General features: G+C 46.6%; 26 protein-coding genes. 12 read left to right on the top strand and 14 right to left on the bottom strand.

Translation table 11 applies throughout. The annotated features are described in order from the left end of the window. Position 1: 1 nt before the first annotated feature. The 4 genes from ACMXYV_RS17540 (at position 2) to ACMXYV_RS17525 (ending at position 3,942) form a co-directional block, all read left to right on the top strand. Positions 2-1,030 (top strand): methionine synthase, encoded by a 1,029-nt coding sequence (locus ACMXYV_RS17540; RefSeq protein WP_415889683.1) that lies wholly within the window; start codon positions 2-4, stop codon positions 1,028-1,030. Positions 1,031-1,141: 111 nt separating this feature from the next. Further along, positions 1,142-1,972: a sulfite exporter TauE/SafE family protein gene (locus tag ACMXYV_RS17535; RefSeq protein ID WP_415889682.1), complete on the top strand. Its 831-nt coding sequence runs from the start codon at positions 1,142-1,144 to the stop codon at positions 1,970-1,972. A gap of 249 nt (positions 1,973-2,221) precedes the next feature. Beyond that, positions 2,222-2,851, top strand: coding sequence for a hypothetical protein (locus tag ACMXYV_RS17530; protein WP_415889681.1), 630 nt, complete (start codon positions 2,222-2,224; stop codon positions 2,849-2,851). A gap of 215 nt (positions 2,852-3,066) precedes the next feature. Then, on the top strand, positions 3,067-3,942 hold the full coding sequence (locus ACMXYV_RS17525) for an alpha/beta fold hydrolase (RefSeq protein ID WP_415889680.1): 876 nt from the start codon (positions 3,067-3,069) through the stop codon (positions 3,940-3,942). A gap of 129 nt (positions 3,943-4,071) precedes the next feature. On the opposite strand, the gene ACMXYV_RS17520 is transcribed toward ACMXYV_RS17525, so the two are convergent. After that, complete coding sequence (locus tag ACMXYV_RS17520) at positions 4,072-4,602, bottom strand: chorismate--pyruvate lyase family protein (RefSeq protein WP_415889679.1); 531 nt, start codon at positions 4,600-4,602, stop codon at positions 4,072-4,074. A gap of 113 nt (positions 4,603-4,715) precedes the next feature. Here ACMXYV_RS17520 and ACMXYV_RS17515 point away from each other — a divergent pair, with 113 nt between their 5' ends. Next, a complete protein-coding gene (locus ACMXYV_RS17515) occupies positions 4,716-5,303 on the top strand; it encodes a DUF1415 domain-containing protein (RefSeq protein WP_415889678.1) in 588 nt (195 codons plus the stop codon). On the opposite strand, the gene ACMXYV_RS17510 is transcribed toward ACMXYV_RS17515, so the two are convergent. Next, positions 5,300-6,181, bottom strand: coding sequence for a LysR substrate-binding domain-containing protein (locus tag ACMXYV_RS17510; protein ID WP_415891464.1), 882 nt, complete (start codon positions 6,179-6,181; stop codon positions 5,300-5,302). The genes ACMXYV_RS17515 and ACMXYV_RS17510 overlap by 4 nt on opposite strands. A 131-nt stretch (positions 6,182-6,312) precedes the next feature. Here ACMXYV_RS17510 and ACMXYV_RS17505 point away from each other — a divergent pair, with 131 nt between their 5' ends. Then, positions 6,313-6,861 carry a pyridoxamine 5'-phosphate oxidase family protein gene (locus ACMXYV_RS17505; RefSeq protein ID WP_415889677.1) on the top strand — a complete coding sequence of 183 codons (549 nt, stop codon included), beginning with the start codon at positions 6,313-6,315 and terminating at the stop codon, positions 6,859-6,861. Positions 6,862-6,872: 11 nt separating this feature from the next. Beyond that, positions 6,873-7,469: a glutathione S-transferase family protein gene (locus tag ACMXYV_RS17500; protein WP_415889676.1), complete on the top strand. Its 597-nt coding sequence runs from the start codon at positions 6,873-6,875 to the stop codon at positions 7,467-7,469. 1 nt (position 7,470) lies between these two features. On the opposite strand, the gene ACMXYV_RS17495 is transcribed toward ACMXYV_RS17500, so the two are convergent. The 6 genes from ACMXYV_RS17495 to ACMXYV_RS17470 form a co-directional block, all read right to left on the bottom strand. Next, the gene (locus ACMXYV_RS17495) at positions 7,471-8,976 is read right to left on the bottom strand and encodes a diguanylate cyclase (RefSeq protein ID WP_415889675.1); all 1,506 of its coding nucleotides are present in this window, start codon (positions 8,974-8,976) and stop codon (positions 7,471-7,473) included. A gap of 402 nt (positions 8,977-9,378) precedes the next feature. Beyond that, a complete protein-coding gene (phoU, locus tag ACMXYV_RS17490) occupies positions 9,379-10,110 on the bottom strand; it encodes a phosphate signaling complex protein PhoU (RefSeq protein ID WP_415889674.1) in 732 nt (243 codons plus the stop codon). A gap of 19 nt (positions 10,111-10,129) precedes the next feature. After that, a complete protein-coding gene (gene pstB / locus ACMXYV_RS17485) occupies positions 10,130-10,963 on the bottom strand; it encodes a phosphate ABC transporter ATP-binding protein PstB (RefSeq protein WP_415882890.1) in 834 nt (277 codons plus the stop codon). Between the two features lie 23 nt (positions 10,964-10,986). After that, a complete protein-coding gene (gene pstA, locus ACMXYV_RS17480; protein ID WP_415889673.1) occupies positions 10,987-12,675 on the bottom strand; it encodes a phosphate ABC transporter permease PstA in 1,689 nt (562 codons plus the stop codon). A gap of 27 nt (positions 12,676-12,702) precedes the next feature. After that, positions 12,703-14,976: an ABC transporter permease subunit gene (locus tag ACMXYV_RS17475; RefSeq protein WP_415889672.1), complete on the bottom strand. Its 2,274-nt coding sequence runs from the start codon at positions 14,974-14,976 to the stop codon at positions 12,703-12,705. Between the two features lie 144 nt (positions 14,977-15,120). Continuing rightward, the gene (locus ACMXYV_RS17470) at positions 15,121-16,092 is read right to left on the bottom strand and encodes a PstS family phosphate ABC transporter substrate-binding protein (RefSeq protein WP_415889671.1); all 972 of its coding nucleotides are present in this window, start codon (positions 16,090-16,092) and stop codon (positions 15,121-15,123) included. A 223-nt stretch (positions 16,093-16,315) separates the two neighbouring features. Here ACMXYV_RS17470 and ACMXYV_RS17465 point away from each other — a divergent pair, with 223 nt between their 5' ends. From ACMXYV_RS17465 to ACMXYV_RS17455, 3 genes are read left to right on the top strand one after another with little or no spacing between them, the layout of a single operon-like run. Then, complete coding sequence (locus tag ACMXYV_RS17465) at positions 16,316-16,717, top strand: acyl-CoA thioesterase (RefSeq protein ID WP_415889670.1); 402 nt, start codon at positions 16,316-16,318, stop codon at positions 16,715-16,717. A 49-nt stretch (positions 16,718-16,766) separates the two neighbouring features. Beyond that, positions 16,767-17,264, top strand: coding sequence for a hypothetical protein (locus ACMXYV_RS17460; RefSeq protein WP_415889669.1), 498 nt, complete (start codon positions 16,767-16,769; stop codon positions 17,262-17,264). A 44-nt stretch (positions 17,265-17,308) separates the two neighbouring features. Then, positions 17,309-17,662 (top strand): GFA family protein, encoded by a 354-nt coding sequence (locus tag ACMXYV_RS17455; RefSeq protein WP_415889668.1) that lies wholly within the window; start codon positions 17,309-17,311, stop codon positions 17,660-17,662. A 160-nt stretch (positions 17,663-17,822) separates the two neighbouring features. Here the strand turns inward: ACMXYV_RS17455 and ACMXYV_RS17450 are convergent, their stop codons facing one another. Then, complete coding sequence (locus ACMXYV_RS17450; protein ID WP_415889667.1) at positions 17,823-17,981, bottom strand: hypothetical protein; 159 nt, start codon at positions 17,979-17,981, stop codon at positions 17,823-17,825. Next, entirely contained in the window at positions 17,974-19,203 is a 1,230-nt protein-coding gene (locus tag ACMXYV_RS17445; protein WP_415889666.1) for a nucleoside recognition domain-containing protein, read from the bottom strand. Before ACMXYV_RS17445 ends, ACMXYV_RS17450 begins: the two co-directional genes overlap by 8 nt. Positions 19,204-19,425: 222 nt before the next feature. Here ACMXYV_RS17445 and ACMXYV_RS17440 point away from each other — a divergent pair, with 222 nt between their 5' ends. Next, positions 19,426-20,028: a fasciclin domain-containing protein gene (locus ACMXYV_RS17440; protein WP_415889665.1), complete on the top strand. Its 603-nt coding sequence runs from the start codon at positions 19,426-19,428 to the stop codon at positions 20,026-20,028. A 56-nt stretch (positions 20,029-20,084) separates the two neighbouring features. Here ACMXYV_RS17440 and ACMXYV_RS17435 read toward each other — a convergent pair whose 3' ends face one another. The 3 genes from ACMXYV_RS17435 to ACMXYV_RS17425 all read right to left on the bottom strand — a co-directional run bounded on the left by ACMXYV_RS17435 (position 20,085) and on the right by ACMXYV_RS17425 (position 21,590). Further along, positions 20,085-20,576, bottom strand: coding sequence for a DUF6942 family protein (locus tag ACMXYV_RS17435; RefSeq protein WP_415889664.1), 492 nt, complete (start codon positions 20,574-20,576; stop codon positions 20,085-20,087). Positions 20,577-20,582: 6 nt separating this feature from the next. Beyond that, the gene (locus ACMXYV_RS17430) at positions 20,583-20,933 is read right to left on the bottom strand and encodes a ribbon-helix-helix domain-containing protein (RefSeq protein ID WP_415882879.1); all 351 of its coding nucleotides are present in this window, start codon (positions 20,931-20,933) and stop codon (positions 20,583-20,585) included. Positions 20,934-21,020: 87 nt separating this feature from the next. After that, a complete protein-coding gene (locus ACMXYV_RS17425) occupies positions 21,021-21,590 on the bottom strand; it encodes a DJ-1/PfpI family protein (protein WP_415889663.1) in 570 nt (189 codons plus the stop codon). 200 nt (positions 21,591-21,790) lie between these two features. Here ACMXYV_RS17425 and ACMXYV_RS17420 point away from each other — a divergent pair, with 200 nt between their 5' ends. Continuing rightward, positions 21,791-22,663, top strand: coding sequence for an AraC family transcriptional regulator (locus ACMXYV_RS17420; protein ID WP_415889662.1), 873 nt, complete (start codon positions 21,791-21,793; stop codon positions 22,661-22,663). Here the strand turns inward: ACMXYV_RS17420 and ACMXYV_RS17415 are convergent. After that, on the bottom strand, positions 22,632-23,390 hold the full coding sequence (locus ACMXYV_RS17415; protein ID WP_415889661.1) for a substrate-binding periplasmic protein: 759 nt from the start codon (positions 23,388-23,390) through the stop codon (positions 22,632-22,634). The genes ACMXYV_RS17420 and ACMXYV_RS17415 overlap by 32 nt on opposite strands. Positions 23,391-23,436: the final 46 nt, after the last annotated feature.

Here is a 23,436-nt window from a genome sequence, read left to right as displayed (position 1 = left end):
TATGAAAAACTTACTACCTACTTCAACTGCTGGAAGTTTACCTAAACCCTCTTGGCTAGCAGAACCGGAGAAACTTTGGTCACCTTGGAAGCTTGAAGGTGATGAACTCGTGTTCGGCAAACAGGATGCGCTGCGTGTGACCCTGCAAGAGCAAGAAAATTCCGGTATCGATATCGTTAGCGATGGCGAGCAAACACGCCAGCACTTTGTGACCACCTTTATCGAGAACCTGAGCGGTGTTGATTTTGAAAAGCGCAAAACCGTTCGAATCCGTAACCGCTATGATGCCAGCGTACCGACTGTGGTTGGTCCGGTGAGTCGTCAAAAGCCTGTGTTTGTCGAAGACGCTAAATTCCTGCGTAAACAAACGGATCAGCCGATTAAATGGGCGCTACCAGGGCCAATGACCATGGTTGATACCCTTTACGATGATCACTACAAGAGCCGTAAAGATCTAGCCTGGGAGTTTGCCAAAGCACTCAACGAAGAAGCGAAAGAGCTAGAAGCGGCTGGCGTGGATATTATCCAGTTTGATGAGCCGGCATTTAACGTCTTCTTTGAAGAAGTAAATGAATGGGGTATTGCCTGCCTAGAGCGCGCGATTGAAGGGCTTAAATGCGAAACAGCCGTGCATATCTGCTACGGCTACGGCATTAAAGCCAATACCGATTGGAAAAAAACGCTGGGCTCGGAATGGCGTCAATACGAAGAGACCTTCCCATCTCTACAGAAATCTAATATCGATATCATCTCTTTGGAGTGCCACAACGGTCGTGTGCCGCTTGAAGTACTTGAGCTGGTTCGTGGTAAGAAAGTGATGGTGGGTGCGATTGATGTCGCGACAGAGACCATCGAGACGCCGGAAGAGGTCGCCGAAACACTGCGCGGTGCGCTTAAGTATGTTGATGCCGACAAACTTTATCCTTGCACCAACTGCGGTATGGCACCCCTGTCGCGCGAGATCGCACGCGGTAAACTGAATGCTCTGCGTGCTGGTGCAGAACTGGTTAGAAAAGAGCTGGCAGCTTAAGACTGTCTTAGCAAAAAAGCTCGACACTCATTAAAAAATTGGGGCCTTATGGCCCCATCTCTTTATGGCTATAAACCTCAGGGTATAGCCACTGTATAGAACGTTCCTTCAATGAATATCACTGAATTCTTTATCAACAATATCCCTACCTTTTTAGCGCTACTGGCAACAGGGGCTTTTGCTGGCATCTTAGCGGGCTTACTCGGTGTCGGTGGTGGCATCGTAATCGTACCGGTGCTGTTTTTCCTCTTTCAGAGTTTTGGCGTATCGCCAGAATCCGCCATGGTCGTGGCGACCGCAACCTCATTAGCGACGATTGTTCCCACCTCGATCAGCTCGATTCGCTCTCACCACAACAAAGGCAATGTCGACTTTGATCTGCTAAAACGTTGGGCTGTCTTTATCTTTGTCGGTGTTTTGATCGGAAGTTGGCTGGTAACGCGGGTCGATGGCACTTGGCTCACTGCGCTATTTGGTGTGATCGCGACGCTATCTGCATTGAATATGCTATTTAGAACCGGAAAATCTGCACTATTTCAACAACTGCCGGGCCAAGCGGGTCAAGCGGCGATGGGCACATCCATTGGCTTTTTCAGCTCGATGGTCGGTATCGGTGGCGGCACAATCTCGGTGCCACTGCTGACCCTATACAATTATCCAGCCCATAAGGCAGTAGGTACGGCTGCTGCTATCGGCTTGATCATCTCCCTACCGGGTGCCGTAACTATGTTGCTGCTGGGTAGCACACCAGCCGATGCACCTGCGGGCACATTTGGCTTAGTAAACTTGATCGGCTTCCTCTGCATCGTGCCACTAACTGTTCTATTTGCACCTATCGGCGTATCCATCGCATCAAAATTAGATGCAGCCAAGTTGAAGAAAGTGTTTGCGGTGGTGTTGTTGATTACAGGACTGCGGATGTTGGTGCAGTTGGTTCTTTAAATTCAAAGGCAAGGACGCCGCTACGCGGCTAGAGATCGCTTCGCTTTTAGGACGCAGCTACGCTGCTAGAGGACGGCTGTGCCTAGAGGAAAGGCTGTGAAAATACGTTTATTTGGATAATTGTGTTTCATTGGCTTACTTTTCTAATCACACCCATTACATGGCAACTTTTATCTTTTTGAAATGTAGATATGGTTGCTCAGAGTATGGTTTAGTTGTGTATGGATTAGCAGCGTCGGAGGGATAAGAATGGAAGCTAAAAGACTATTGGAAATAATGCGAGAAGACTTTGACAGTTTTGAGAGTGAAGGGATTGAAACCCTGAAGATCGAAAGGCTGAAGAATTACCTTGGTTTTTTTGAAGAGCATATTGATAAAACTTCAGAACTGCCTGACGTAGCGAGTCGTGAGGAACGTGAGCGACCTAGTGAGATAGGGTTTGAAAGTTTCAAACAGGATCAAGAGAACTATCGTGCACATGGTGGCTGGGTTAATGCCACTAATTTAGAGGTTTTTAAGTCCGTTTTAATGACCGGGCAATCTGCGCTCAAAGCTAGTTTAATAGTGAATGGTGGTGCGGCTTTGGCATTATTGGCTTTTCTTGGAAAGATATGGGGTGTCGGAGGTGTTTCTGAGGCAGCAGCAATGGGTTCGCTTTCTGTAGCATTAAAATACTTTTGCTATGGTGTTTTGGCTGCTGCGGTAGCAACAGGGCTCACTTATATTAATCAGGTTGTGTATGGTTACGAGCCAGGCAAAGTAAGGAAGGGGTTCGGGGTAGTTCTTAATGTGTTGGTTGTCTTGATTGTGTTTGCTTCATATCTAGCGTTTTATTATGGCATTGATAGAGCGGTCGCAGCCTTTAATAGGTTTGTTTAGTGAGTAAGGTGTAATAGCGAAGCGTATTACACCAATTCTAGGTCTTAACTAGGGTTAGCGGGCGTAATACTTGCCTAGAACTGGTAGGTCAGCTCTCTGATTTAAATAAGCTGAGCTTTGCTCAAAAAAGAAACTTTTCTTGATTGTTTATGCCATTGTCTGGGTTGTCTCGTAACGTATATTGAAGGTCAAACTATACGATACTTAGATAAATAATGACTTCAGGAATAAATAAAAAAGATCTTAACTTTCAATGCAAAGACGGTTGCGAACTGGCCGGTACGCAGTATATTCCTACAGAGGTCAGTGCAAATGGAAACGCCATTCTCTTTGCCCCTGCAACAGGCATGAAGCGTGGCTTCTATAACAGTCTGGCAAGCCATTTAACCTCTATAGGTTATTCGTGTTTAACCTTTGAAAATCGTGGTATTGGTGATTCCTTACAGGGTTCTATTAAAGACTGTAAAGCTAGCTTAATTGATTGGGGAACCCTGGATTTAGCTGGCGCATTTAATGAACTTCAGAGATGTTTCCCTAACCACAAATACCATATTGTCGGTCATAGTGCGGGAGGTCAGCTCCTAGGCCTAATCCCAAACTGGAACAAAATTGGCTCTATATTCAACTTTGCGTGTTCCTCTGGGCAAATTGATCAGATGTCGGCACCTTTCCGTTATCAAGCTCGATTCTTTTTAGATATTTTTATCCCAATCAGTAATAAGCTTCTTGGATATACCAAATCTGAATTGGTCGGCATGGGCGAGTCTTTGCCTCCGCAAGTAGCCGCAGATTGGAGGAACTGGTGTAATTCACAAGGTTATGTCGAGACCGATTTTGGTAAACGTATCCAAGAACACTGGTTCTATGAAATGGATTGCCCAAGCTTATGGGTAAATGCCAGTGACGATAGTATCGCTAATAATCATAACGTAGCTGATATGACCCGGGTCTTTAAAAACATGCCGATAGAGCGCGTTGAACTGGACCCATCAAAGGAGGGGCTCAAAGAGATCGGTCATATGAAGTTTTTCAGTAAAAACTCTGAAAAACTCTGGCCATATTTGACTAACTGGTTAGAAAAACACGCATAGAATAAGCCGTGTCGCGCAAAGAATTATTGCCTTTACCCTCCCATCGAATTTCGTACATAAAAACAGTAGCTAGGGTGTAATAGCGAAGCGTCTTACAGCAATTCCAGATCTCACTGGGGTTAGATCACTCTATCCCAACAACTCAGGCAAAAATGCTTCAGAAACCAGCAATGGTTTATTGGAAAGGAAGAATACAGAGCGGCGCGCCCAGATCTCGGTTTTATCTTGCAGTTGCAGACGACTGATCTCGATTGGATCGCGGCGCATGGTTGGGTCGGTAAATAGCAGGCTACCCAAAGAGCGGTTGCCGAGCATGCGCAGCTGACGCTCACTGCCGGTTAGAGTCTGTGCTGGGATAATCGAGCGGGCAAAGACCCAAGGTACGTCGTTACCGATCAGTTGTACTTCTCGGACGAGTGCACACTGGCGTTGATCTATGCCTAGGGCATTGGCCTCGGAGCGGGTTGGACGCATCCAGCCTTGTCTTACGACTTCGACACGGAAGTTTCCGTGGCTGCGTTTCACCAAGCGTTGGGTCAACGAGCCGCTATCCAGCAACCAGCTCTGCCATTCGTGAGGCACCACGGTTTTGAGTGGTCGACGTAGTTTCAACCAACGGTTATCAAAACTTTGTGTGGTAAGGGCTGACTTGATAGGCACTTGAGGTACTTAGCTTCCTAATGATGAGTGGCGCTATCTTAGCAGAAAGGGAGGCCAGCATCATAGGCACCAAAAGGGAGCATTGACGGGTCAGCTGGGGTAAAATGGTGGCTATGACGACTGATAAATTCTCTTTTCCAGCAGCGCAGGCAGAACAGTTAACTCAACAATGGGTTGAGGCGATTGTGGTTGGCCTAAATCTATGTCCCTTTGCGGCACCTGAAGTGCGCAATCAGAGCATTCGTTACGCGGTATCTCATGCCCGTGTGATGACCGATGCAGCGCAAGATTTCCTTGCTGAGCTGGCTAAAATTCAGGATTCGCCTGAAGAAGAGTTATCCACAACCTTGGTTGCGTTTACTGAGACGGCGGTGGATTTTGAGTCGTTTCTGGATCTGTTAGATCTCTGCCAAACAATGCTTGAGCGCGCGGGCCTTGCTGGAGTCTTCCAATTAGCTAGCTTCCACCCTGATTACTGTTTCTCAGGGGTTGAAGCGGATGACATTACTAACTGGACTAACCGTGCGCCGTTCCCAACCATTCACATTATCCGTGAAGGGCAGATGAGCCGAGTGCTGGTGCACTATAAGAACTCAGATGAGATCCCTGAGCGCAATATGGCGTTGATGGAAACCATGGGGCGTACTGGCTTAATCGAGCGCTTCCCACCCCTTGCCCAATACTGGCCTGTAGAGTCCTAATCGCTCTGTAAGCGTTGCTGTAATCGTGGTCGTGCCCACTCAATAAAGGCGCGGCTTCTAGACGATAAGCGGCGTGAGTGAGGATAGACCAGATTGACCGGTATCGATGGGCTTTCAAACTGCTCGAGAACCGGGGTCAATTGACCCGTTCTGATACACGGATTCACTTGATAACTTAAGAACTGCCCGAAACCGCGACCCTCTCTACATGCATCAACGGCAGTTTCTACATGATTAGTTTTAAAGCTACCCTGCACATTGATTCTGTATTGCTGGTTACCCTCAGTAAATCCCCAAGTGGCGTGAGATCTAAGCGCGGTGAGGTGAATACAGTCGAGCTGTTCTAACTCATCAGGGTGATTCGGCACCCCGTGTTCTGCAATATAATCTGGGCTTGCACAGACTTTATATTTCACCTCGCCGACCTGTTTGGCGATCAGGGTGGAGTCGGGTAGGGGGCCGATACGCAGGGCGATATCCATCCCTTCCTCGATCAGATCGACCACACGATCCAAAAGCAGCAGTTCCACCTCCATCTCGGGGTAGGTATCTAAAAACTCATTAATCACAGGGCTAAGGTGAAGGCGGCCAAAGGTTTGTGGCGCAGTGATCCTAATCACTCCTTTGGGGATCGTTTGTTGCTGGCTAAGGGCATTTTCTGCATCTTCCACCTCCAACAGTATCTGTCGGCAGCGCTGACAGTAGTCATCGCCTTCCTCTGTTAAGCTGAGACTACGGGTGGTGCGATAGAGCAATTGAGCACCGAGCTCTTTCTCCAATGCCGCCAGCGTTCGGACCACCGAAGATTGGGACATGGCTAACTTTTCTGCTGCTGCACTGAGGCTGCCACAGTCGACGATTTTGACAAACACCGCCATCGCTTTGAGTTTATTCATCTCTGCAGATTAATGCATAAAGTGCATTATTGAAATCTAGTTTGCTCTATTTATTGCGTTATGTGTTTTCCACATAATGAATGACGTGATCAATGTTTAAGCAAGGTGTTCTCATGGCCCATCGTTTTAGCGACATAACCTTTACCGAGTCTGTACTGGCGATGCAACAGCGTTTCGGCAGTTATGAGAAGTCTGCTGTGGTACGCCAGCGAATGCCTGATTTTGATCGTTTCACCGAGCGTGAAGCCGATTTTATCCAAGCACGGGATAGCTTTTATATGGCGTCAGTGAGCGAAGATAGCTGGCCTTATATTCAACACCGCGGTGGTGAGGCTGGCTTTCTAAAGGTGTTGGATGAAGAAACCTTAGCTTTTGGAAACCTCAGTGGCAATGGTCAGTATCAGAGCTTAGGCCACTTCTCCAAGAACGATAAAATAGCGCTATTTTTAATGGATTATCCCCATCGTCGGCGCTTAAAGATCTTAGGCCGGGTCAAGCTACTCTCGGTTGAAGAACATTTAAAACTCTATGCAGATCAGATGGACAGTTCGGCCAAAGTGGAATCGTTTATTCATATTAAACTGGAAGCGTTTGACTGGAATTGTTCCAAGCATATTACCCCTAGGTTCACTGAAACTGAGTGGGCGCGGGAATCAATTTAAGGAGCATAAAAATGAAACTGTATGATTTGGAACCTTCAGGTAACTGTTACAAAGCACGACTGTTTGCCTCCCTAACCAATATTCCGTTAGAGCTGGTGGCGGTGGACTTCTTGGCGGGTATGCATAAGCAGTCACCGGTGATCGATCTGAATCCGTGGGGTGAAGTACCGGTGCTAGAGGATGGCGACACGGTACTACGCGACTCCCATGCAATCTTGGTTTATCTGGCGCAGAAGTACGCAACGCCAGAGTGGTATGGCAACTCCCCTGAGGAGCAAGCTGAGATTCAGCAGTGGTTATCGACTTCGGCCAATGAAATACAAAATGGTCCGGGCGCAGCTCGCCTAGTTGATAAATTTGGTTATGAACTGAATAAAGACGCGACGCTGGTGGTGGCTGACAGAATTCTTGGGCTGTTGGAGTCACATCTGACCAATAACGAATGGTTAGCACTAGATCGTCCGACGATTGCCGATTGTGCGGTGATGCCTTATGTAGGCTTAGCATGGGAAGGTGGAATTAAGTTGGAAGATTATCCGCAGATAGGCCAGTGGATTGATCGCATTAAAGCGCTACCAGGTTTTATTCCGATGTCTGGCCTAGAATGATCTAGCTCAGAGTGACTCTGTTACGGCCATTCTGTTTGGATTGATAGAGTGCTTGGTCGGCCAATTCGATCAACTCGTGCGGCGAGCCTCCTTTAGAAGGGTTAATCGAGGCTACGCCGGCACTGACGGTTGCGGTATCGCCAGTGCTAGAAAACTTATGTTCGATCTTAAGCTCGGCAATTGCAGATCGGATTCTCTCTGCAATTAGTTGCGCGCCATCAATATCTGTCTCTGGCAGAATCACGGCAAACTCTTCACCGCCATAACGACAGACCATATCTTGCGCCCGTTGAATGGAGGCTTTTATGGTTTGCGCGATTGTACGTAAACAGCCATCACCCGCCAGATGGCCATAACCATCGTTGAACAGTTTGAAATGGTCGATATCTAGCATGATCAAGGATAAGTTTCGTTTAGAACGCTGTGCACGACGCCATTCCGTTTCAATATTGCGTTCAAACTCACGACGATTATTGACCTGAGTAAGGCCATCAACACGAGCGGAGCGTGCTAATTGATCCTGCGACTGCTTTAGGTGCATCAGAATCTTAATACGTGACTGAATCACTGCAGGAGTACGGTTCAGCGCAAGGAAATCTGCAGCACCTGCTTGATAAGCGTCTAGCTCTAGTTGGTCTTCGACCTGTTGGCTAAGGAACGCAATCGGCAGCGGGAACTCATCTTTGTTTTTGTTTACCTCTTCACATAGAGCAAACATATCCGACCACTGATTCTCTGTGCCTAGGAGCAGCAGATCCGGTGCATCTTCCTGCAGTAAGTTTTTCAGCTCGGTCAGGTTGGCTGGAAGCAAGATGTTGTAATCGTTACGCAAGATAGCGATCACCGGCCAAACGATCTCAATACTGTGATCGCAGTAGATGGCGATAGTTTGTTGCTCCGAGCGCGGGCAACTTTCACGATGTTGATCTTGAGAGTCGATCTCTTTGCCCTTAAAGAAAGCTTTAAGATCTTCAGGGCTAGGTAAACCTAGCGAGATACGGCCATCATCAGCGCAGATCACTGGGATACGTAGGTTGAAATCACCTTGCTCCCACGCGTTTTGCCAATCGATCAGTTTATTTTCCTGCGGCTCTTCGATATCCAACTCGGTCGGTAAACCAGCTTCCATCAAACAGTCATAGATAACTGATACATCTGCGATATCTTTACCTTCGACCCAAAGAGCGCGGTAGAGTAAGCGACGTAGAAGGATCGATTTTTCAACATCATGCTCAGCTGCTTCGATCACACAAAGGCTGGCAAAGTGACTGTCACTTCGCGCTTTAGGTAGCGCGACTTCAATATTAGGTACACGGCTGCGAACAACGAATACTTCACTGGCGAGTTCGGCCTGACTTTCGGCGGTTTTATTAAAAATCGCGATGTCTGGCGCGTGCTCAACTAAGCGCCAGTCTACTTGCTGCAAAAGACCAAACTGATGCAACTGCTCATGCAAGGCATAGCAGAAGGGGCAGTTGAGGTCGGCGTATACAGTGTATTGCAGCATGAGAGCCCTAGTTGATAGATGAGTCATATAAGTATCGACCAATATACGAATAACTTTGGCGATAAATACAAAAAAAGCAGCCTAATTAGGCTGCTTTTTAAATCGATAAGGCTTATTAAACCGTAGCTTAGATTAATTAAGGAACCTTCGAATAAGTCTCATACTTTCTCAGTGGGCTATAAAACGACCAGATACGCGAAAGTCAGTGCAGCGAAATGTCTAGACCTTTTCAAGCTGACTGACAAAGTAGATGGACGTTTTAGAGCTCACCCTACGGGGCATACAGAGCAACCGAATCACTTTGTTAATGATTTTCGACAGGCAACCAGCATGCCTGTAATCATTGCCTCGTGCTTCAATTGCTCTGTAAGCCTGAGTCGTATAGGACTTGTTCGCAGGTTCCTAATCTTCGTTTTCTGGTTTAACGGCTTTTTTGATCTGCTTAAGGCTACCGTGACGAACATCGGTACCGCTCACTAGGTAGATCAGGTGAGCAGCCATCGCACGTGCGTGTTCAGAGATACGCTCAAGGCTACGTAGAACCCAGATTACGTTCATTACGCTAGAGATAGAGCGAGGATCTTCCATCATGAACGTTGCTAGAGAACGCATCGCAGAGCGGTATTCCTGGTCTACAGACTTGTCCATCTTCGCTACGCGGTAAGCAAGTTCAGTATCGTTACGCGCAAACGCAGTTAATACGTCTTTCACCATTTCACGTACAAGGTTACCGATGTGACGCACTTCCTGATAACCACGTGGCGATTCGCCTTCGTCTACCAATTCGATAGCGTGACGACAGATGCGTGCTGCTTCATCACCCATGCCTTCTAGATCTGATACCGCTTTAGATACCGCGATAATCAAACGAAGGTCACTGGCTGCTGGCTGACGACGTGCGATGATCTTTGTGCACTGCTCATCGATCATCACTTCCATATCGTTAGTCTGCTTATCAACTTTGCGAGACTGTTCCGCTAGGTCAGCATCGCTATTAAGTAGCGCATCGATACAATCGTGTACCTGACGTTCAACAATGCCGCCCATGGTTAGCAGTTGGGTACGGATTTGTTCCAGCTCTTCGTTAAACTGAGCTGAAATATGCGTGGAATAGTTTTCTGTATTTAGTTCCATGATCTAATTCCTTCCCCAATTAACCGTAACGGCCAGTAATGTAGTCTTCAGTTTGTTTCTTAGCCGGGTTAGTGAACAACGTATCTGTTACACCAAACTCGATAAGATCACCCATATACATAAAGGCGGTGTAATCAGATACACGCGCAGCCTGTTGCATGTTGTGGGTTACGATCACGATCGTGAAGTCTTTCTTCAGTTCGTGGATCAGTTCTTCAATCTTCAAGGTAGAGATTGGGTCAAGTGCAGATGCTGGTTCGTCCAACAGTAGAACTTCTGGTTTTACCGCAATCGTACGTGCGATAACCAAACGCTGCTGCTGACCACCGGACATGCCTAGTGCACTCTCGTGTAGACGGTCTTTAACTTCGTCCCAAAGTGCAGCAGATTTAAGTGCCCACTCAACTGTTTCATCGATAACGCGCTTTTTAGTTACGCCCTGAATACGTAGGCCGTAAGCAACGTTTTCGTAGATAGATTTCGGGAATGGGTTCGGCTTCTGGAATACCATACCCACGCGACGGCGTAGTTCTGCGATATCAACGCTACGGTCGTAGATGTTGTTATCATCCAGCAGAATCTGACCTGTGATGCTGCAATCATCTACTAGATCGTTCATACGGTTGAAGCAGCGTAGTAGTGTTGATTTACCACAACCAGAAGGACCAATAAACGCAGTAACGCGGTTCTTAGGGATGTGCATATCGATACCGTGAAGCGCTTCGTTATCGCCATAGCTCAATTTAAGGTCTTTAACCTCAAGAGCCATTGTTTCTTCTTCAAGGTTCAAAATACGGTTATCTCGTTGCATTGTAGAGATATCAATTGCGTGTGTTTTAGCTTCGCTAGTCATTGTAGCAACCTTTAAAAATTCTATTACATTTCAAGCGCTTTGTATTTTTCACGTAGGTGGTTTCGAATCGCGATTGCAGACAAGTTAAGTGCTGCGATTACTGCCACCAACAAAAACGCTGTTGCGTATACCAGCGGACGTGCCGCTTCAACGTTAGGGCTCTGGAAACCAACATCATAGATGTGGAAGCCCAAGTGCATAAATTTCTGATCCAAGTGTAGGAACGGGTAGTTCATATCCAATGGCAGACTTGGTGCTAGCTTAACTACACCTACCAGCATTAGCGGTGCTACTTCACCTGCTGCACGGGCAATCGCAAGGATTACACCGGTCATAATCGCTGGACTAGCCATTGGGATTACAATCTTCATTAGGGTTTCGAACTTCGTCGCGCCTAGTGCCAAAGAACCTTCACGAACTGCACGTGGGATACGTGTTAGGCCTTCTTCTGTCGCTACGATCACAACTGGAACTGTTAGCAGTGCAAGTGTGATAGAAGCCCACATTAGACCTGGCGTACCAAATGTTGGTGCTGGTTTAGCTTCTGCGAAGAACGCGTCATCTATGTGACCGCCTAAGAAGTAAACGAAGAAACCTAGACCAAATACGCCGTATACGATGGACGGTACACCCGCTAAGTTGTTTACAGCGATACGGATAACGCGCGTTACAAAACCCTGTTTAGCGTATTCACGTAGGTAAACTGCAGCAACGACACCGAATGGCGTTACGATCACAGACATGATGATAACCATCAATACTGTACCGAAAATTGCTGGGAAGATACCGCCTTCAGTGTTTGCTTCACGTGGATCTGTACTTACGAATTCCCAGATCTTAGAGAAGTAGTGAAGGATCTTGCCACCTAGGCCCATATCGTTAGGTAAGAAAGCACGCACAACGTGTGCAACTTTGAACTCTACGATCTTGCCGTTTGCGATCTCAGCAACCACAGTGTCACGGTTAAATTTCTCGTAAAGAGCTAGTAGATCACCTTGTAGACCTTCGTATTCTGCATCTAGGGCAGCACGTTTCTCTTCAATCTCTTTGTACTGAGCTGGGTCAGTTACATTTTTAAGCTGTAGAGAACGCTCTTGAAGACGCAAACGCTCCAACTTGTAGTTGATAGAGCCGATACGGTCTTTTTCGATATCTTCGATGTCACTGTGGATATCTAGCGCACGCTCGATACGGCTTTCTAGAAGTGTCCAAAGTGCTAGATACTCGTCAGTTTTTTCGTAACCTTCATAGTTAGAAACCAGTTTGCCATCTTCTTTGATGCCACGTAGGTAACCGTAGAAGTTACCCCATTCACGACGCTCAGCAGTGAATAGCATTTCTGGTTTAGAAGGATCTTTAATGAAGTCTTCCAAAACCCAGATGAAGTCAGTACCACCGTGGTCACGGTTACCTACTTTCATCAGGTTACGCTTCATGCTCTCAACACCTTCCGGTACTGCTACGCCACTATCGCGTAGTTGAGCTGCGGGAACATCTTCAGTTTGGACTTTTTCGCCGATCAGGGTAACGCTGTTTCCCTTATCAACATAAGTCGCTTGGATAACATCTGCAGGCCAGAAGTGACCCAAACCGCGAATCGCGATAAGAGTCAGCAGACCTACAACCATGATCAAACAGATCGCTACGGCACCGGCATTAAGCCATACCCAAGGTGCGCCGGATTTTGACCATTCAGTAAAAGACTGTCGCATTACTATATTTCCTCAATCAGGCACAAATTACAGAGAGCCGTACTTCTTACGTAAACGCTGACGTACAACTTCCGCCACGGTGTTTACGAAGAAAGTGAACAAGAACAGTACGAACGCTGCCAGGAATAGAATACGGAAGTGGGTACTACCAACTTCAGATTCCGGCATCTCTACTGCAATGTTTGCAGCCAGAGTTCGCATACCCTCAAAGATATTCACGTCCATGATTGGCGTGTTACCTGTTGCCATCAGTACGATCATGGTTTCACCTACAGCACGACCCATACCGATCATAACTGCAGAGAAGATACCTGGGCTCGCTGTTGGCATTACTACGCGTACCAGTGTCTGCCATGGTGTAGCACCCAGTGCTAGGGAACCGTAAGACAGGTGTTTTGGTACGGCGAAGATCGCATCTTCAGTGATAGAGAAGATGGTTGGGATAACTGCAAAGCCCATCGCGATACCTACCACTAGCGCGTTACGCTGGTCGTAAGGAATGCCTAGCTCTTGAGTTACCCAGTAACGCATTTCTGTACCGAACAACACTTGTTCTAACCCTGGAGCAACCCAGAAGCTGAACATGGTTGCGATGATCACAACAGGGATCAGTAGCGCTGCGTCCCAGCCATCTGGTACTAAGTAGCGAAGCGTTTTAGGTGCACATGCCCATGCATAAGCGAACGCGATAATGGCGGCAGGTACGACCAGTAGGGTGACAAATATCCCCGCTAGGTTTACCTCCATAAATGGCGCTAACCATAGACCTGCTAGGAAGCCCAAGATTACGGTCGGTAGTGCTTCCATCAATTCGATAAAAGGTTTTACCTTCCGGCGCATAGACGGCACCATGAAGTAAGCCGTGTAGATCGCACCGCAGATCGCTAGCGGAGTACCTAGAAGCATTGCGTAGAATGCCGCTTTCAACGTACCGAATGCGAGTGGCATCAGGCTGTATTTAGGCTCGAAGTCGTTGGTAGAAGCGGAAGACTGCCATGTGAATTCTGGCTCTTGGTACCCTTCGTACCAAACTTTCTCCCACAATGCGCTCCAAGAGATCTCTGGGTGTTCGTTGTGAACCGCCCAAAGCGCTAACTTACCATCCTGTTCTACCAACAGTGCGTTAGAACGAGGTGATAGAGCGATCATATCTACATTGCCTTGAGCAACGGCAGCTGTAAGTGAGTTACGTGATGCTGTTGTGCTGTAGAAATCGATAACCCCTTGATCCGAAACCGTTACAAAACCTTTGCGGCGGTGCTCAATAGAGATGCTGCTGATAGGTGAGGTACCGTTTTCGAAGCTGCGAATTTGGCGCATTAGCCATTCGCCTTTTTCGTTACGAACCAAGAACCATTGTGAAGTAACACCTTTATCGTCGGAGATAAGTAGGGAATTACCACCGATTAGTAGCTCAAAAGAGGTGATCTTGTTTTTGGTCGTCTCGAGTAGCTGAGTAACTTTAGGGCCTCCGTCTGCTTGCATATCAACGATGCCCAACTTGCCGCCTTCACCAGAGATCATCATCCAACGACGATCCGGCATCAGCAGTAGTTTCTCAGCTGGGATGTTCATATTAGGAAGTGTAATGCGGTTAGTTTCCGCTTCTACTTCCTCAGTAATCAGGTTCTCGGTTAGGGATACTTCAGTCGCAGCGATGTTTGCTGCCTGACCACCGATGAGTGTCCATTCTTCCTCTTCACCATTGATTGCAAGTAGCTCAAGTGGTGAGTCGCTTACCTGAATTAGTTCTGAACCCAGTGGGTATTCCACTTCTGGTGTGATAATACGTACGCCATCAGGGTATGTAGAACGATATTTATGTTTGAAGACCTGCGCCTGACCGTTGCTGTAACCCAATGCGAAAATGCCGCTATATTCAGACGCTAGAGCAAAGCTGCTTACAGTTGCTCCTTCTGGAATATTGGCAGTTTCTGTTTTGATTACGTCACCGTTACGGCTGTTAAAAAACACCAACTGACCAAGGTCTGTAACACGCAGAGCGATCTCTGTTTGTTCTTCCATTGTCAGATAAAGTGTCTTGCCGCCACCGGGAACAGTGTAAGGAGCAATTTCCTGTCCATTTTTCTGCCAAGGTTCAATGCTGGCAGATTCGAACAGTGGTGCTACTTCATAAAGTAGATAAAAGAAGATCAGAAGGATTGCAACAATAACGCTGATACCACCAAATGCGATACCACCTGAAGCAAGTTTATCCTTCAACGCACGTATGTTTCTGTGTCGCTTGGCCGACGCGGTATTAAAATCCAGGTCGGACGTTGCAGTGTTTTCTGTACTCATGGCACATAGGTCTCGGAAGTTTACTAAGAAGACGGCGCATACAATATGAAAAGTTTGTTACATCTGTATTACAGTGACTGTCATAAACGAAAAAAGGGGGCCAAAATGGCCCCCTTTTTCCTAAGATCAGATGATTAAGACATATTACATGCCTAGCGCTTTCATCTGCTTCGCTACAACTGCCGCTGGTAGTGGGATGTAGCCGTCTTTAACTACTACTTCCTGACCTACTTTAGACATAACCATTTTCAGGAACTCTTTCTCTAGAGGAGCTAGAGGCTGACCTGGCTTCTTGTTTACGTATACGTATAGAGAACGAGCAAGTGGGTATTTGCCGTTTAGCGCGTTTTCAGGAGTTGCTGCTACGAATGCGCCGCCATCTTTCTTAGTAAGAGGTAGTGCACGTACAGATGCAGTTTTGTAACCGATACCAGAGTAACCTAGTGCATTAAGAGAAGTAGATACAGACTGTACTACAGATGCAGAACCTGGCTGCTCGTTTACGTTGTTCTTGAAGTCGCCTTTACATAGAGCTTTCTTCTTGAAGTAGCCGTAAGTACCAGATACTGAGTTACGACCGAACAATTGGATGCTCTTGTCAGATAGGGAACCTGCTACACCAACATCACCCCAAGTTTTAGCGTCTGCAGCAGCGCCACACTTACGAGTAGAAGAGAAGATAGCGTCAACCTGGCTGATAGATAGACCTTCAACTGGGTTATCTTTGTGTACGAACACTGCTAGTGCATCGATTGCTACAGCAACAGGCGTTGGCTTGTAACCAAACTTCTTCTCGAATGCAGCGATCTCTTTGTCCTTCATCTTACGAGACATAGGACCGATGTTAGAAGTGCCTTCAGTTAGTGCTGGTGGCGCAGTAGAAGAACCAGCCGCTTGAATCTGAATGTTAACGTTCGGGTAGTTACGCTTGAATTCTTCAGCCCAAAGCGTCATTAGGTTAGCTAGTGTGTCGGAACCTACAGAAGAAAGGTTACCAGAAACACCAGAAGCCTTAGAGTAAACTGGTAGGTTCTTGTCTAGCAGGTCAGATGCGTTTGCAGCTACACAAGTTGCAGAGATAGCAACAGCAGCAAGCAGCTTTTTCATTGGTTTCATGTATAGGCTCCAAAGAGTCTTAAAATTAGATATATGAGTTAAGATGCGAACACTATAATTTTCTTAAATGACAAAAGTGTGACATTGGGAAAAGAATTTTTACGTTGTATATATTCAGGCTATTAGTCTTTTGTATTAGAGTAAGCTGACTAATAAATACAAAATTCACAGTTTCTATCATTACCCTAAGGAGTGGGGATGGCAGTAAAGGAGGGGAAATCCCATGGAGCATGTCGAGGATAATAGTCATCAGCCAGCAGGTGAATTAAGTTTACTTCTGCCGGCTTCAAGCGATGCTACCAATATGTTTGGCGATGTTTATGGTGGTTGGGTGTCCGCTAAAATAGTACAGGCAGCCGAGATTTATGCGGCAAAATTATCTAAGGGCCGAGTCTCTACAGTATCGGTTGGGCAGATGGCATTTTTATCACCCGTGCTAGAGGGAACTATTATGTCCTTCTACACTCAATTAATTGAAAGTGGCCGCAGTTCTTTGCGTATCCACGTAGAAGCTTGGGGTTGTTGCCCCGATGGCACCGAACTACGAAAAGTGACCGAAACCGAATGTGTGCAAGTCGCCATTGATGGCCATGGACATATCCGTGATCTGGCGGTTGCAATATAAGCGGCTATAGTTACCTCTAAGATCAACCATAACAACAAGGATGTTACATATGGCTCACGCAGATCCGTTACCTATATACGAACAACTATCTGAAACTGACAGTGTGATTGTGCAGGCAAATGACTTTGTTTTTCGCCGATCTTGCTTAGACGCGTATGAAGCGGCGTTAAAATTCTGCTTAGCAGAGTTGCACTTACCTAACTTACTGGATCAGGACTCGATGCTCGCAGTTGAGCGCTATATCGCTCGACACTTCGCGGAGTTTTCGTTGGGTACCCAGCAAGGTTTAAGTCAGGCGCCAGCGATTTGGCAGGCTTATCACAGCGCTTGGCCGCAACTGTCGACCTCAGAAAAACAAGCCTTTGGCTTTACCGTTTTATCTTTAGTGTTTGGTGAAACGGTTGCTGCCGAAGCGGTCGGATATGCAGGTACTTCTGCACCGGCAACGTTGCAAGCCTTTGATATTGATGCCATGAGCCATGATGTCATTTATAACAGCATAGGTCAGACTGAAGTGGATAGTAGTCTGTTAATAGGCGAGAGTTAACATCCGTCTCGGACCTTTGCTTAAACCAAGTGGAGGCGAGTGCTATGCCGGTATATCAAGGCAGTTGTCATTGCGGCAACGTTAGATTCAGTTTTCATGCCCCAGAGATTGTCGAAGGTGTGCGTTGCAACTGCTCTATCTGCCAGAAGAAAGGTGCCATGATGGGTAACTTTGTGGTTGACCCTAGCGATATCGATATTCAGGTATTGGATGATTCCTTGGCAACTTATGAATTCGCGACCCATATCGCCAAACATCATTTTTGTAAGCAATGCGGTATCTACACTTTCCATCAAACCTTACGTAAACCCGGTCATTACCGCGTGCATCTAGGCTGTGTCGATGGTGTGGATGTGTTGGCGCTACCTTATGAACTGATTGATGGTGCTTCTTTGTAGGTTGGTTTATTAACCAAAGAACCAGTAACCCACAGTAATAGCGGCAATAATCCCGGCTAGATCTGCAGTAAGACCGCAAGCGATGGCATGACGGGTATTTATGCCCGAGGTATGATGCCTGTAGGTGTTCAAACTCTAGTTTTCTGCTGTACTCGCAGTATTAACCGAAGAACCAGTAACCCACAGTAATTGCGGCAATAATCCCGGCTAGATCTGCAGTAAGACCACAAGCGATAGCATGACGGGTATTTATGCCCGAGGTATAGCGTAGATAAGTGTTCTTATTCTCGTTTTCTTCTTTACTAGAAATATTAACCAAAGAACCAGTAACCCACAGTAATAGCGGCAATAATCCCGGCTAGATCTGCAGTAAGACCGCAAGCGATGGCATGACGGGTATGGCGAATTCCAACCGCACCAAAATATACTGCCAGTACATAGAAGGTGGTTTCAGTTGAGCCTTGGACAACCGAGGCCAGGTAAGCCGCGAAAGAATCGACACCATGGGTATTCATGGTTTCCAGCATCATTGCCCGGGCACCAGAGCCGGAAAACGGCTTCATGATTGCCGTGGGAAGCGCATCAACGAAGCGAGTATCAGCACCAAAGCTGGCAAAGCCTTCACGCAGTAACCAGATAAAACCCTCTAACGCGCCACTTTCCCTGAGTACGCCAATCGCCACCAGCATGGCGAGTAGGTAAGGAATAATTTTAATCGCGACTTCAAACCCCTCTTTGGCACCATCAATAAAGGTTTCGTAGATATTTACCCCTTTAAAGTGGGCGATACAGAGAAAGCCAATAATCGCTGAGAAGATCATTAAGTTACCCACCAGCGATGATTGCCGTTGAAGCTCGTCGATCGTTAGTGTCGTGAAATAGCCGATAAAAGCGAGTAACAAGGCGACAAATCCACCGATATAGAGCAGTGTGACTCTTTCCCATAAACGGATATTTTGCACAAAACTTACGGCCAATAAGCCAGCAAGTGTCGAGCAACAGGTCGCAATTAGAATAGGGATAAAGACCGACGTAGGATCACTGGCACCTTGCTGGGCTCGATAGAGAAACACGGTGATCGGGAATAGCGTTACCGAGGAGGTGTTCAGTACCAGAAACAAAATCTGGGCATTAGTCGCGGTATCTTTATGCGGGTTTAAGCTCTGCAGATCACGCATTGCCTTTAAACCTAGGGGCGTGGCGGCGTTATCTAACCCTAGAACATTAGCTGAGAGGTTCATGGTCATAGAGCCCATAGCTGGGTGACCTTTTGGAACTTCCGGCATCAAGCGACAGAAAAGTGGACTTATCCCCCGTGAAAACTTATCCACAAGCCCAGAGCTTTCCGCCAGTTTCATAATGCCAAGCCAAAAAGCCAGAGTTCCGATCAAGCCAATGGAGAGTTCAACTGATAGTTTGGACATATCAAAGGTGGACTGAACCAAACGTTGGAATACTGCGGAATCATCTAGCCAGAGCCACTGATAGAGGGCCGCGCTAAAAGCAATTAGAAAAAAACTTAGCCAGATGCGATGAAGCATAAAAACCTTTTTAAATTTATCGCAATATCAGGAAGTTAAGTGAAGCGATTAAAAATAAGAATATTCTATTCACAGGCATAAAAACAGAAAAAGAAGATTTTGTTGTACGTTTTTTGATCTGCCTTTCAAAAACCTCCGTAGCACTGATTACGATGTACTTAAGCAAAATCTCATTAAGGCAGTAGAGGGCCTGCTTAAGGAATAAACGCGAGGAGAACAACAATGAAAATTATAAAAACACTGGCCTGCTTTCTACTAGCTGTACCATTAATGGCGACCGCAGGTTCCTACTCAATGAAGAAAGATATTGTCGATGTCGCTGCGGGTAATGAGAGCTTCTCTACCTTAGTGACGGCGTTAAAAGCTGCTGACCTAGTCGGTGCCCTACAAGGCGATGGCCCATATACTGTGTTTGCGCCAACCAATGAAGCGTTTGCCAAACTGCCAGAAGAAACTTTGGCTGATTTGTTAAAGCCTGAGAACAAAAAAGATCTACAAGCGGTACTTACCTATCATGTAGTCGCCGGAAAAGTGGATGCTAAAACTGCGATGGGTTTAAGTGCAGCACCTTCACTACAAGGCGAAAATATTGCGATTAGCGTGGCGGGTGCGAATGTGATGATCAATCAGGCGACTGTAGTTGCAACAGATGTGGATGCTAGCAATGGTATTATCCATGTGATCGACACTGTGATTTTACCTCCATCGCTTCAGCAAGCGGCTGAAATCAATCGCATGACTGAAGATAACCCAACTGCTGCTGGTGCTAATCAGCAAACATTTAATATGAACTGGGAAAAGATTCAGAATCCGACTCTGAATTAAGTAATATCTTAGATCTGCGAGACAATAAGCCCTGATTATTCAGGGCTTTAATCGTTTTAAGTACTTAGGTTTTTTACCAACCCAACCAACTGACTGATTCTAGCATTACTCAACTGGCGGTAATCTAAGTAGGGGCAAATGATCACTTTGTTGTCTTTATCTATCGCAAAGTACGGATCTAACCAGAGCAAGTTTTCTAGCCCGAGTGCTTGGGCGTAGGTTTTTCCAGCAATGATATGAATACGGTTTGGCTCTGATAAATCTGGCTTTGAAAACAGCAATGCCATTGGGCTTTCTGCCTGATACAGCGACTGATCGCGCAGTGCCTGCCAAGTCTTAAACTCTTCGTCGTTTTGTAGCTCAAACAGAAACTTAGCGCTGACATTAAAAATTTTACGCCAGTGATTACCGGTTTTATCCGCAATATGTTTGATCTCACCCTCAGTAAGTGGGCGCAGATGATCGAGAACAGGGTAGGGCTCAATCGGTGGTCGATTGGCAATATAGATCGCGATCTCAAACCCTTGAGCGCCGAGTCCGATAGTCATAAAGGTTTAGTGACGCTTTTCGATTTCGTTACTTAAAATCGCATCAGCATCGAGGGAGCTGATCGCCACAGTTTCATTCGTTGGGATATCGCCCGACAGTTGCAACGCAAGGTAGCGCATACAACAAACTCGTAGGAATGAAGTGAAGTTGCCTAAGTCGTGACCGGCATCGATAGATTCGTGATAGAGGCGGGTCAGCATCTGCGGAATATTTAGATCATCCCGTTCTGCGATCGCTGTCAGGGTCGTCCAAAAATAGTTTTCCAGACGTACGCTGGTAACCATACCGTCAATACGGATTGAGCGGGTGCTGCTTTTCCAAAGTTCTGGTTCGGCATTAATAAACAGTTTGCACATAGCTCTCTCCACTGATTTGACTGTATAGGTAGCGACAAGCTGCTTTCGGGTTCAGGTTTGGGGAGAAAGCAGCTTGCGCTAATTCTATTACATAGTTAGCAAAACCATAAACTGTGCTAACCAAGCAGGATGTGCCGGCCATGCAGGCGCTGTGACCAGATTGCCATCAGTCACGGCTGCATCCAGTGGAATATCAGTGTAAGTACCACCAGATTGATTGATCTCTGGTGCGCATGCAGGGTATGCAGAGCAAGACTTACCTTCTAGAACGCCCGCAGCAGATAGCAATTGTGCACCGTGGCAGATTGCAGCGACGGGTTTGTTCTCTTTAAAGAAGTGGCGTACCATCTCGATCACTTCTTGGTTTAAACGTAGGTATTCTGGTGCTCGACCACCTGGGATTACCAATGCGTCATAATCTTCGACATTAATATCTGCAAATGTCGCGTTTAGGGTGAAGTTATGGCCGCGCTTTTCGGTGTAGGTTTGGTCACCTTCGAAGTCATGAATCGCTGTTGCAACCGTATCACCGCTTACTTTCTCTGGGCATACTGCATCTACATGGTGACCAACCGTTAATAGAGTTTGGAACGGCACCATCGTTTCATAATCTTCGGTGAAATCACCGGTAATCATCAGAATCTTTTTGCTTTGCATTGTATTGGGCTCCCTTGTTTGGGCTTTTTTATTTGAATGGCTGCTCAATACTTATCAAAGTAACAGGGCTTGGTTTGGGATAGGTATTAGCTGAATACTACATGGTGAAAAAGTGACCAATACTTTTGTTGCATGGGAATTGTTAAGCTAGCAGTCCGTAGTTAAATTCGATGGCCGATGGATATTTTAGGCTGGTTTAGATGCAAAAGATTAAACACACCTTTTTTGAGAACAAACGCCTAGCGGCTCTTGGGGTTGAAACTATCTCGTTCTCAGATCTCTATCAGAAGTTGCCGACTGTGCCTGAGCGCTTAGAGTTTTATATGCTGATTCTGGTGACCAAGGGGCAAGGGCAGCATTGCATCGACTTTATCGATTATGACCTGAGGCCGGGCACTCTTTTGTTTGTGCGACCAGGGCAGGTTCAGGAGTGGCAGGATTATCGCGATTTGCAAGCGGAGGTCGTGCTGATTGATCCTGCAGCATTACCGAATGATGAAAGGGTGAAATCTAAAGGTGTGGATCTGTTAGCTCTGCAAGATTGGCAAAATTGCACGCTACTGACCGAGCTTTTACAGCAGGATATTCGGCAATCGATTTCACGCTTAAAGCGCGATTTTGAAGGGTTTGATGGCTCAGAGTTAGATATCTCACTTCTGCACAATGAACTATTGAACCTGCTACTCCGCTTAGCGCGTTGGCAAAATAAGGTCAGAGTTACCGATCAGGTCACAAGCCGATCCCGCAAAACCTATCAATTGTTTATCGATCTGTTGGAGCAAGAGTACCGGACTGAGCATAGCTTACGTTTCTACGCTGAAAAGCTCGGTTACGCCCAGAGTACTTTAAGTCGTGCCTGCATTCAGGTGGAGGGTTATAGCGCTAAGGTGGTGATTGATCGCCGTGTCGCTTTGGAAGCCAGACGTATGTTGGCGCATAGCTCTGCCTCTGTGGCAGAGGTCGGGTATTGGTTGGGCTATAGTGAAGCAACGAACTTCGTAAAATTCTTTCGCCGGATGGTGGGTGTTACGCCGCAATTGTTTAGGGAGCAGCGTTTGGAACAACGGCACTAATAGCGTTGTGTTGGCTTAAGTATTTCTTAATGATCTGATCGCGTTTGCCACTGCGAATCAGGTTCTCAATCGATTTGTTGATAGGCTCTACTAGATCAAGCCTCGCTCGATGAATCCTGATATGTAGACTAGCCTCATCGTGGATCGGCCCTTTAGCTAGATAATTCCGTTGTGAAGAAGCGTCGTAGATATCTTCATTGACGATACCAACATCAGCACGGCCTAAAGCTAGTGCCCTCATTAAAGTGATCTCGTTTTGAAAATCTATCCGCTCGCCGAAGTGTTCGGCGCCACGATAGTCAAACCCACGTACAGTTGCGACACGTTTATCTGATAGAGCGGACAATTTATCTATGGGAAAGGCTTTGTCTTTTGGAAATACAAAGATATCTTTGGTCCAGTAAAACGGTTTGCTGAAAATCTGGACCTCTTGTTCACGAGGGCGTTGGCGCCATGCAGGGTTAGCACAGCAGGAAACTTGGTAAAGCTGGGTTTCAAAACCTACGCGTCGGCGCATGGGAGGAATAGGTACCAGAGTCGGTTCTAAATCAGCACCTTTGAGAATCTCGCGGAAAAGCTCAGGATAAATACCGCTTGCTTCTCCCTCATTAAGTAAGGCTAAGGGCGCACGCTCCTGATCATAGATAGGGACAGTGATCTCTTCCTTGGCTTGAAGTGCCGAGCTGGAAAAGACTAGGAAAGCGAAGAAACACCAGAGTTTGTACATATCCCATCCGTCACCTTAAAAACCTCAACCGTTTAAGTATAAGGTG

The organism is Neptuniibacter sp. SY11_33 (assembly GCF_047778025.1).
GTDB lineage: Bacteria > Pseudomonadota > Gammaproteobacteria > Pseudomonadales > Balneatricaceae > Neptuniibacter.
This window is presented reverse-complemented; position numbering and strand designations above follow the sequence as displayed.

Coding starts and splice junctions, on each gene's coding strand:
- ACMXYV_RS17540 (WP_415889683.1), top strand. CDS start 2: ATGAAAAACTTACTACCTACTTCAACTGCTGGAAGTTTACCTAAACCC.
- ACMXYV_RS17535 (WP_415889682.1), top strand. CDS start 1,142: ATGAATATCACTGAATTCTTTATCAACAATATCCCTACCTTTTTAGCG.
- ACMXYV_RS17530 (WP_415889681.1), top strand. CDS start 2,222: ATGGAAGCTAAAAGACTATTGGAAATAATGCGAGAAGACTTTGACAGT.
- ACMXYV_RS17525 (WP_415889680.1), top strand. CDS start 3,067: ATGACTTCAGGAATAAATAAAAAAGATCTTAACTTTCAATGCAAAGAC.
- ACMXYV_RS17515 (WP_415889678.1), top strand. CDS start 4,716: ATGACGACTGATAAATTCTCTTTTCCAGCAGCGCAGGCAGAACAGTTA.
- ACMXYV_RS17510 (WP_415891464.1), bottom strand. CDS start 6,181: ATGGCGGTGTTTGTCAAAATCGTCGACTGTGGCAGCCTCAGTGCAGCA.
- ACMXYV_RS17505 (WP_415889677.1), top strand. CDS start 6,313: ATGGCCCATCGTTTTAGCGACATAACCTTTACCGAGTCTGTACTGGCG.
- ACMXYV_RS17500 (WP_415889676.1), top strand. CDS start 6,873: ATGAAACTGTATGATTTGGAACCTTCAGGTAACTGTTACAAAGCACGA.
- ACMXYV_RS17495 (WP_415889675.1), bottom strand. CDS start 8,976: ATGCTGCAATACACTGTATACGCCGACCTCAACTGCCCCTTCTGCTAT.
- phoU (WP_415889674.1), bottom strand. CDS start 10,110: ATGGAACTAAATACAGAAAACTATTCCACGCATATTTCAGCTCAGTTT.
- pstB (WP_415882890.1), bottom strand. CDS start 10,963: ATGACTAGCGAAGCTAAAACACACGCAATTGATATCTCTACAATGCAA.
- pstA (WP_415889673.1), bottom strand. CDS start 12,675: ATGCGACAGTCTTTTACTGAATGGTCAAAATCCGGCGCACCTTGGGTA.
- ACMXYV_RS17475 (WP_415889672.1), bottom strand. CDS start 14,976: ATGAGTACAGAAAACACTGCAACGTCCGACCTGGATTTTAATACCGCG.
- ACMXYV_RS17470 (WP_415889671.1), bottom strand. CDS start 16,092: ATGAAACCAATGAAAAAGCTGCTTGCTGCTGTTGCTATCTCTGCAACT.
- ACMXYV_RS17465 (WP_415889670.1), top strand. CDS start 16,316: ATGGAGCATGTCGAGGATAATAGTCATCAGCCAGCAGGTGAATTAAGT.
- ACMXYV_RS17460 (WP_415889669.1), top strand. CDS start 16,767: ATGGCTCACGCAGATCCGTTACCTATATACGAACAACTATCTGAAACT.
- ACMXYV_RS17455 (WP_415889668.1), top strand. CDS start 17,309: ATGCCGGTATATCAAGGCAGTTGTCATTGCGGCAACGTTAGATTCAGT.
- ACMXYV_RS17445 (WP_415889666.1), bottom strand. CDS start 19,203: ATGCTTCATCGCATCTGGCTAAGTTTTTTTCTAATTGCTTTTAGCGCG.
- ACMXYV_RS17440 (WP_415889665.1), top strand. CDS start 19,426: ATGAAAATTATAAAAACACTGGCCTGCTTTCTACTAGCTGTACCATTA.
- ACMXYV_RS17435 (WP_415889664.1), bottom strand. CDS start 20,576: ATGACTATCGGACTCGGCGCTCAAGGGTTTGAGATCGCGATCTATATT.
- ACMXYV_RS17430 (WP_415882879.1), bottom strand. CDS start 20,933: ATGTGCAAACTGTTTATTAATGCCGAACCAGAACTTTGGAAAAGCAGC.
- ACMXYV_RS17425 (WP_415889663.1), bottom strand. CDS start 21,590: ATGCAAAGCAAAAAGATTCTGATGATTACCGGTGATTTCACCGAAGAT.
- ACMXYV_RS17420 (WP_415889662.1), top strand. CDS start 21,791: ATGCAAAAGATTAAACACACCTTTTTTGAGAACAAACGCCTAGCGGCT.
- ACMXYV_RS17415 (WP_415889661.1), bottom strand. CDS start 23,390: ATGTACAAACTCTGGTGTTTCTTCGCTTTCCTAGTCTTTTCCAGCTCG.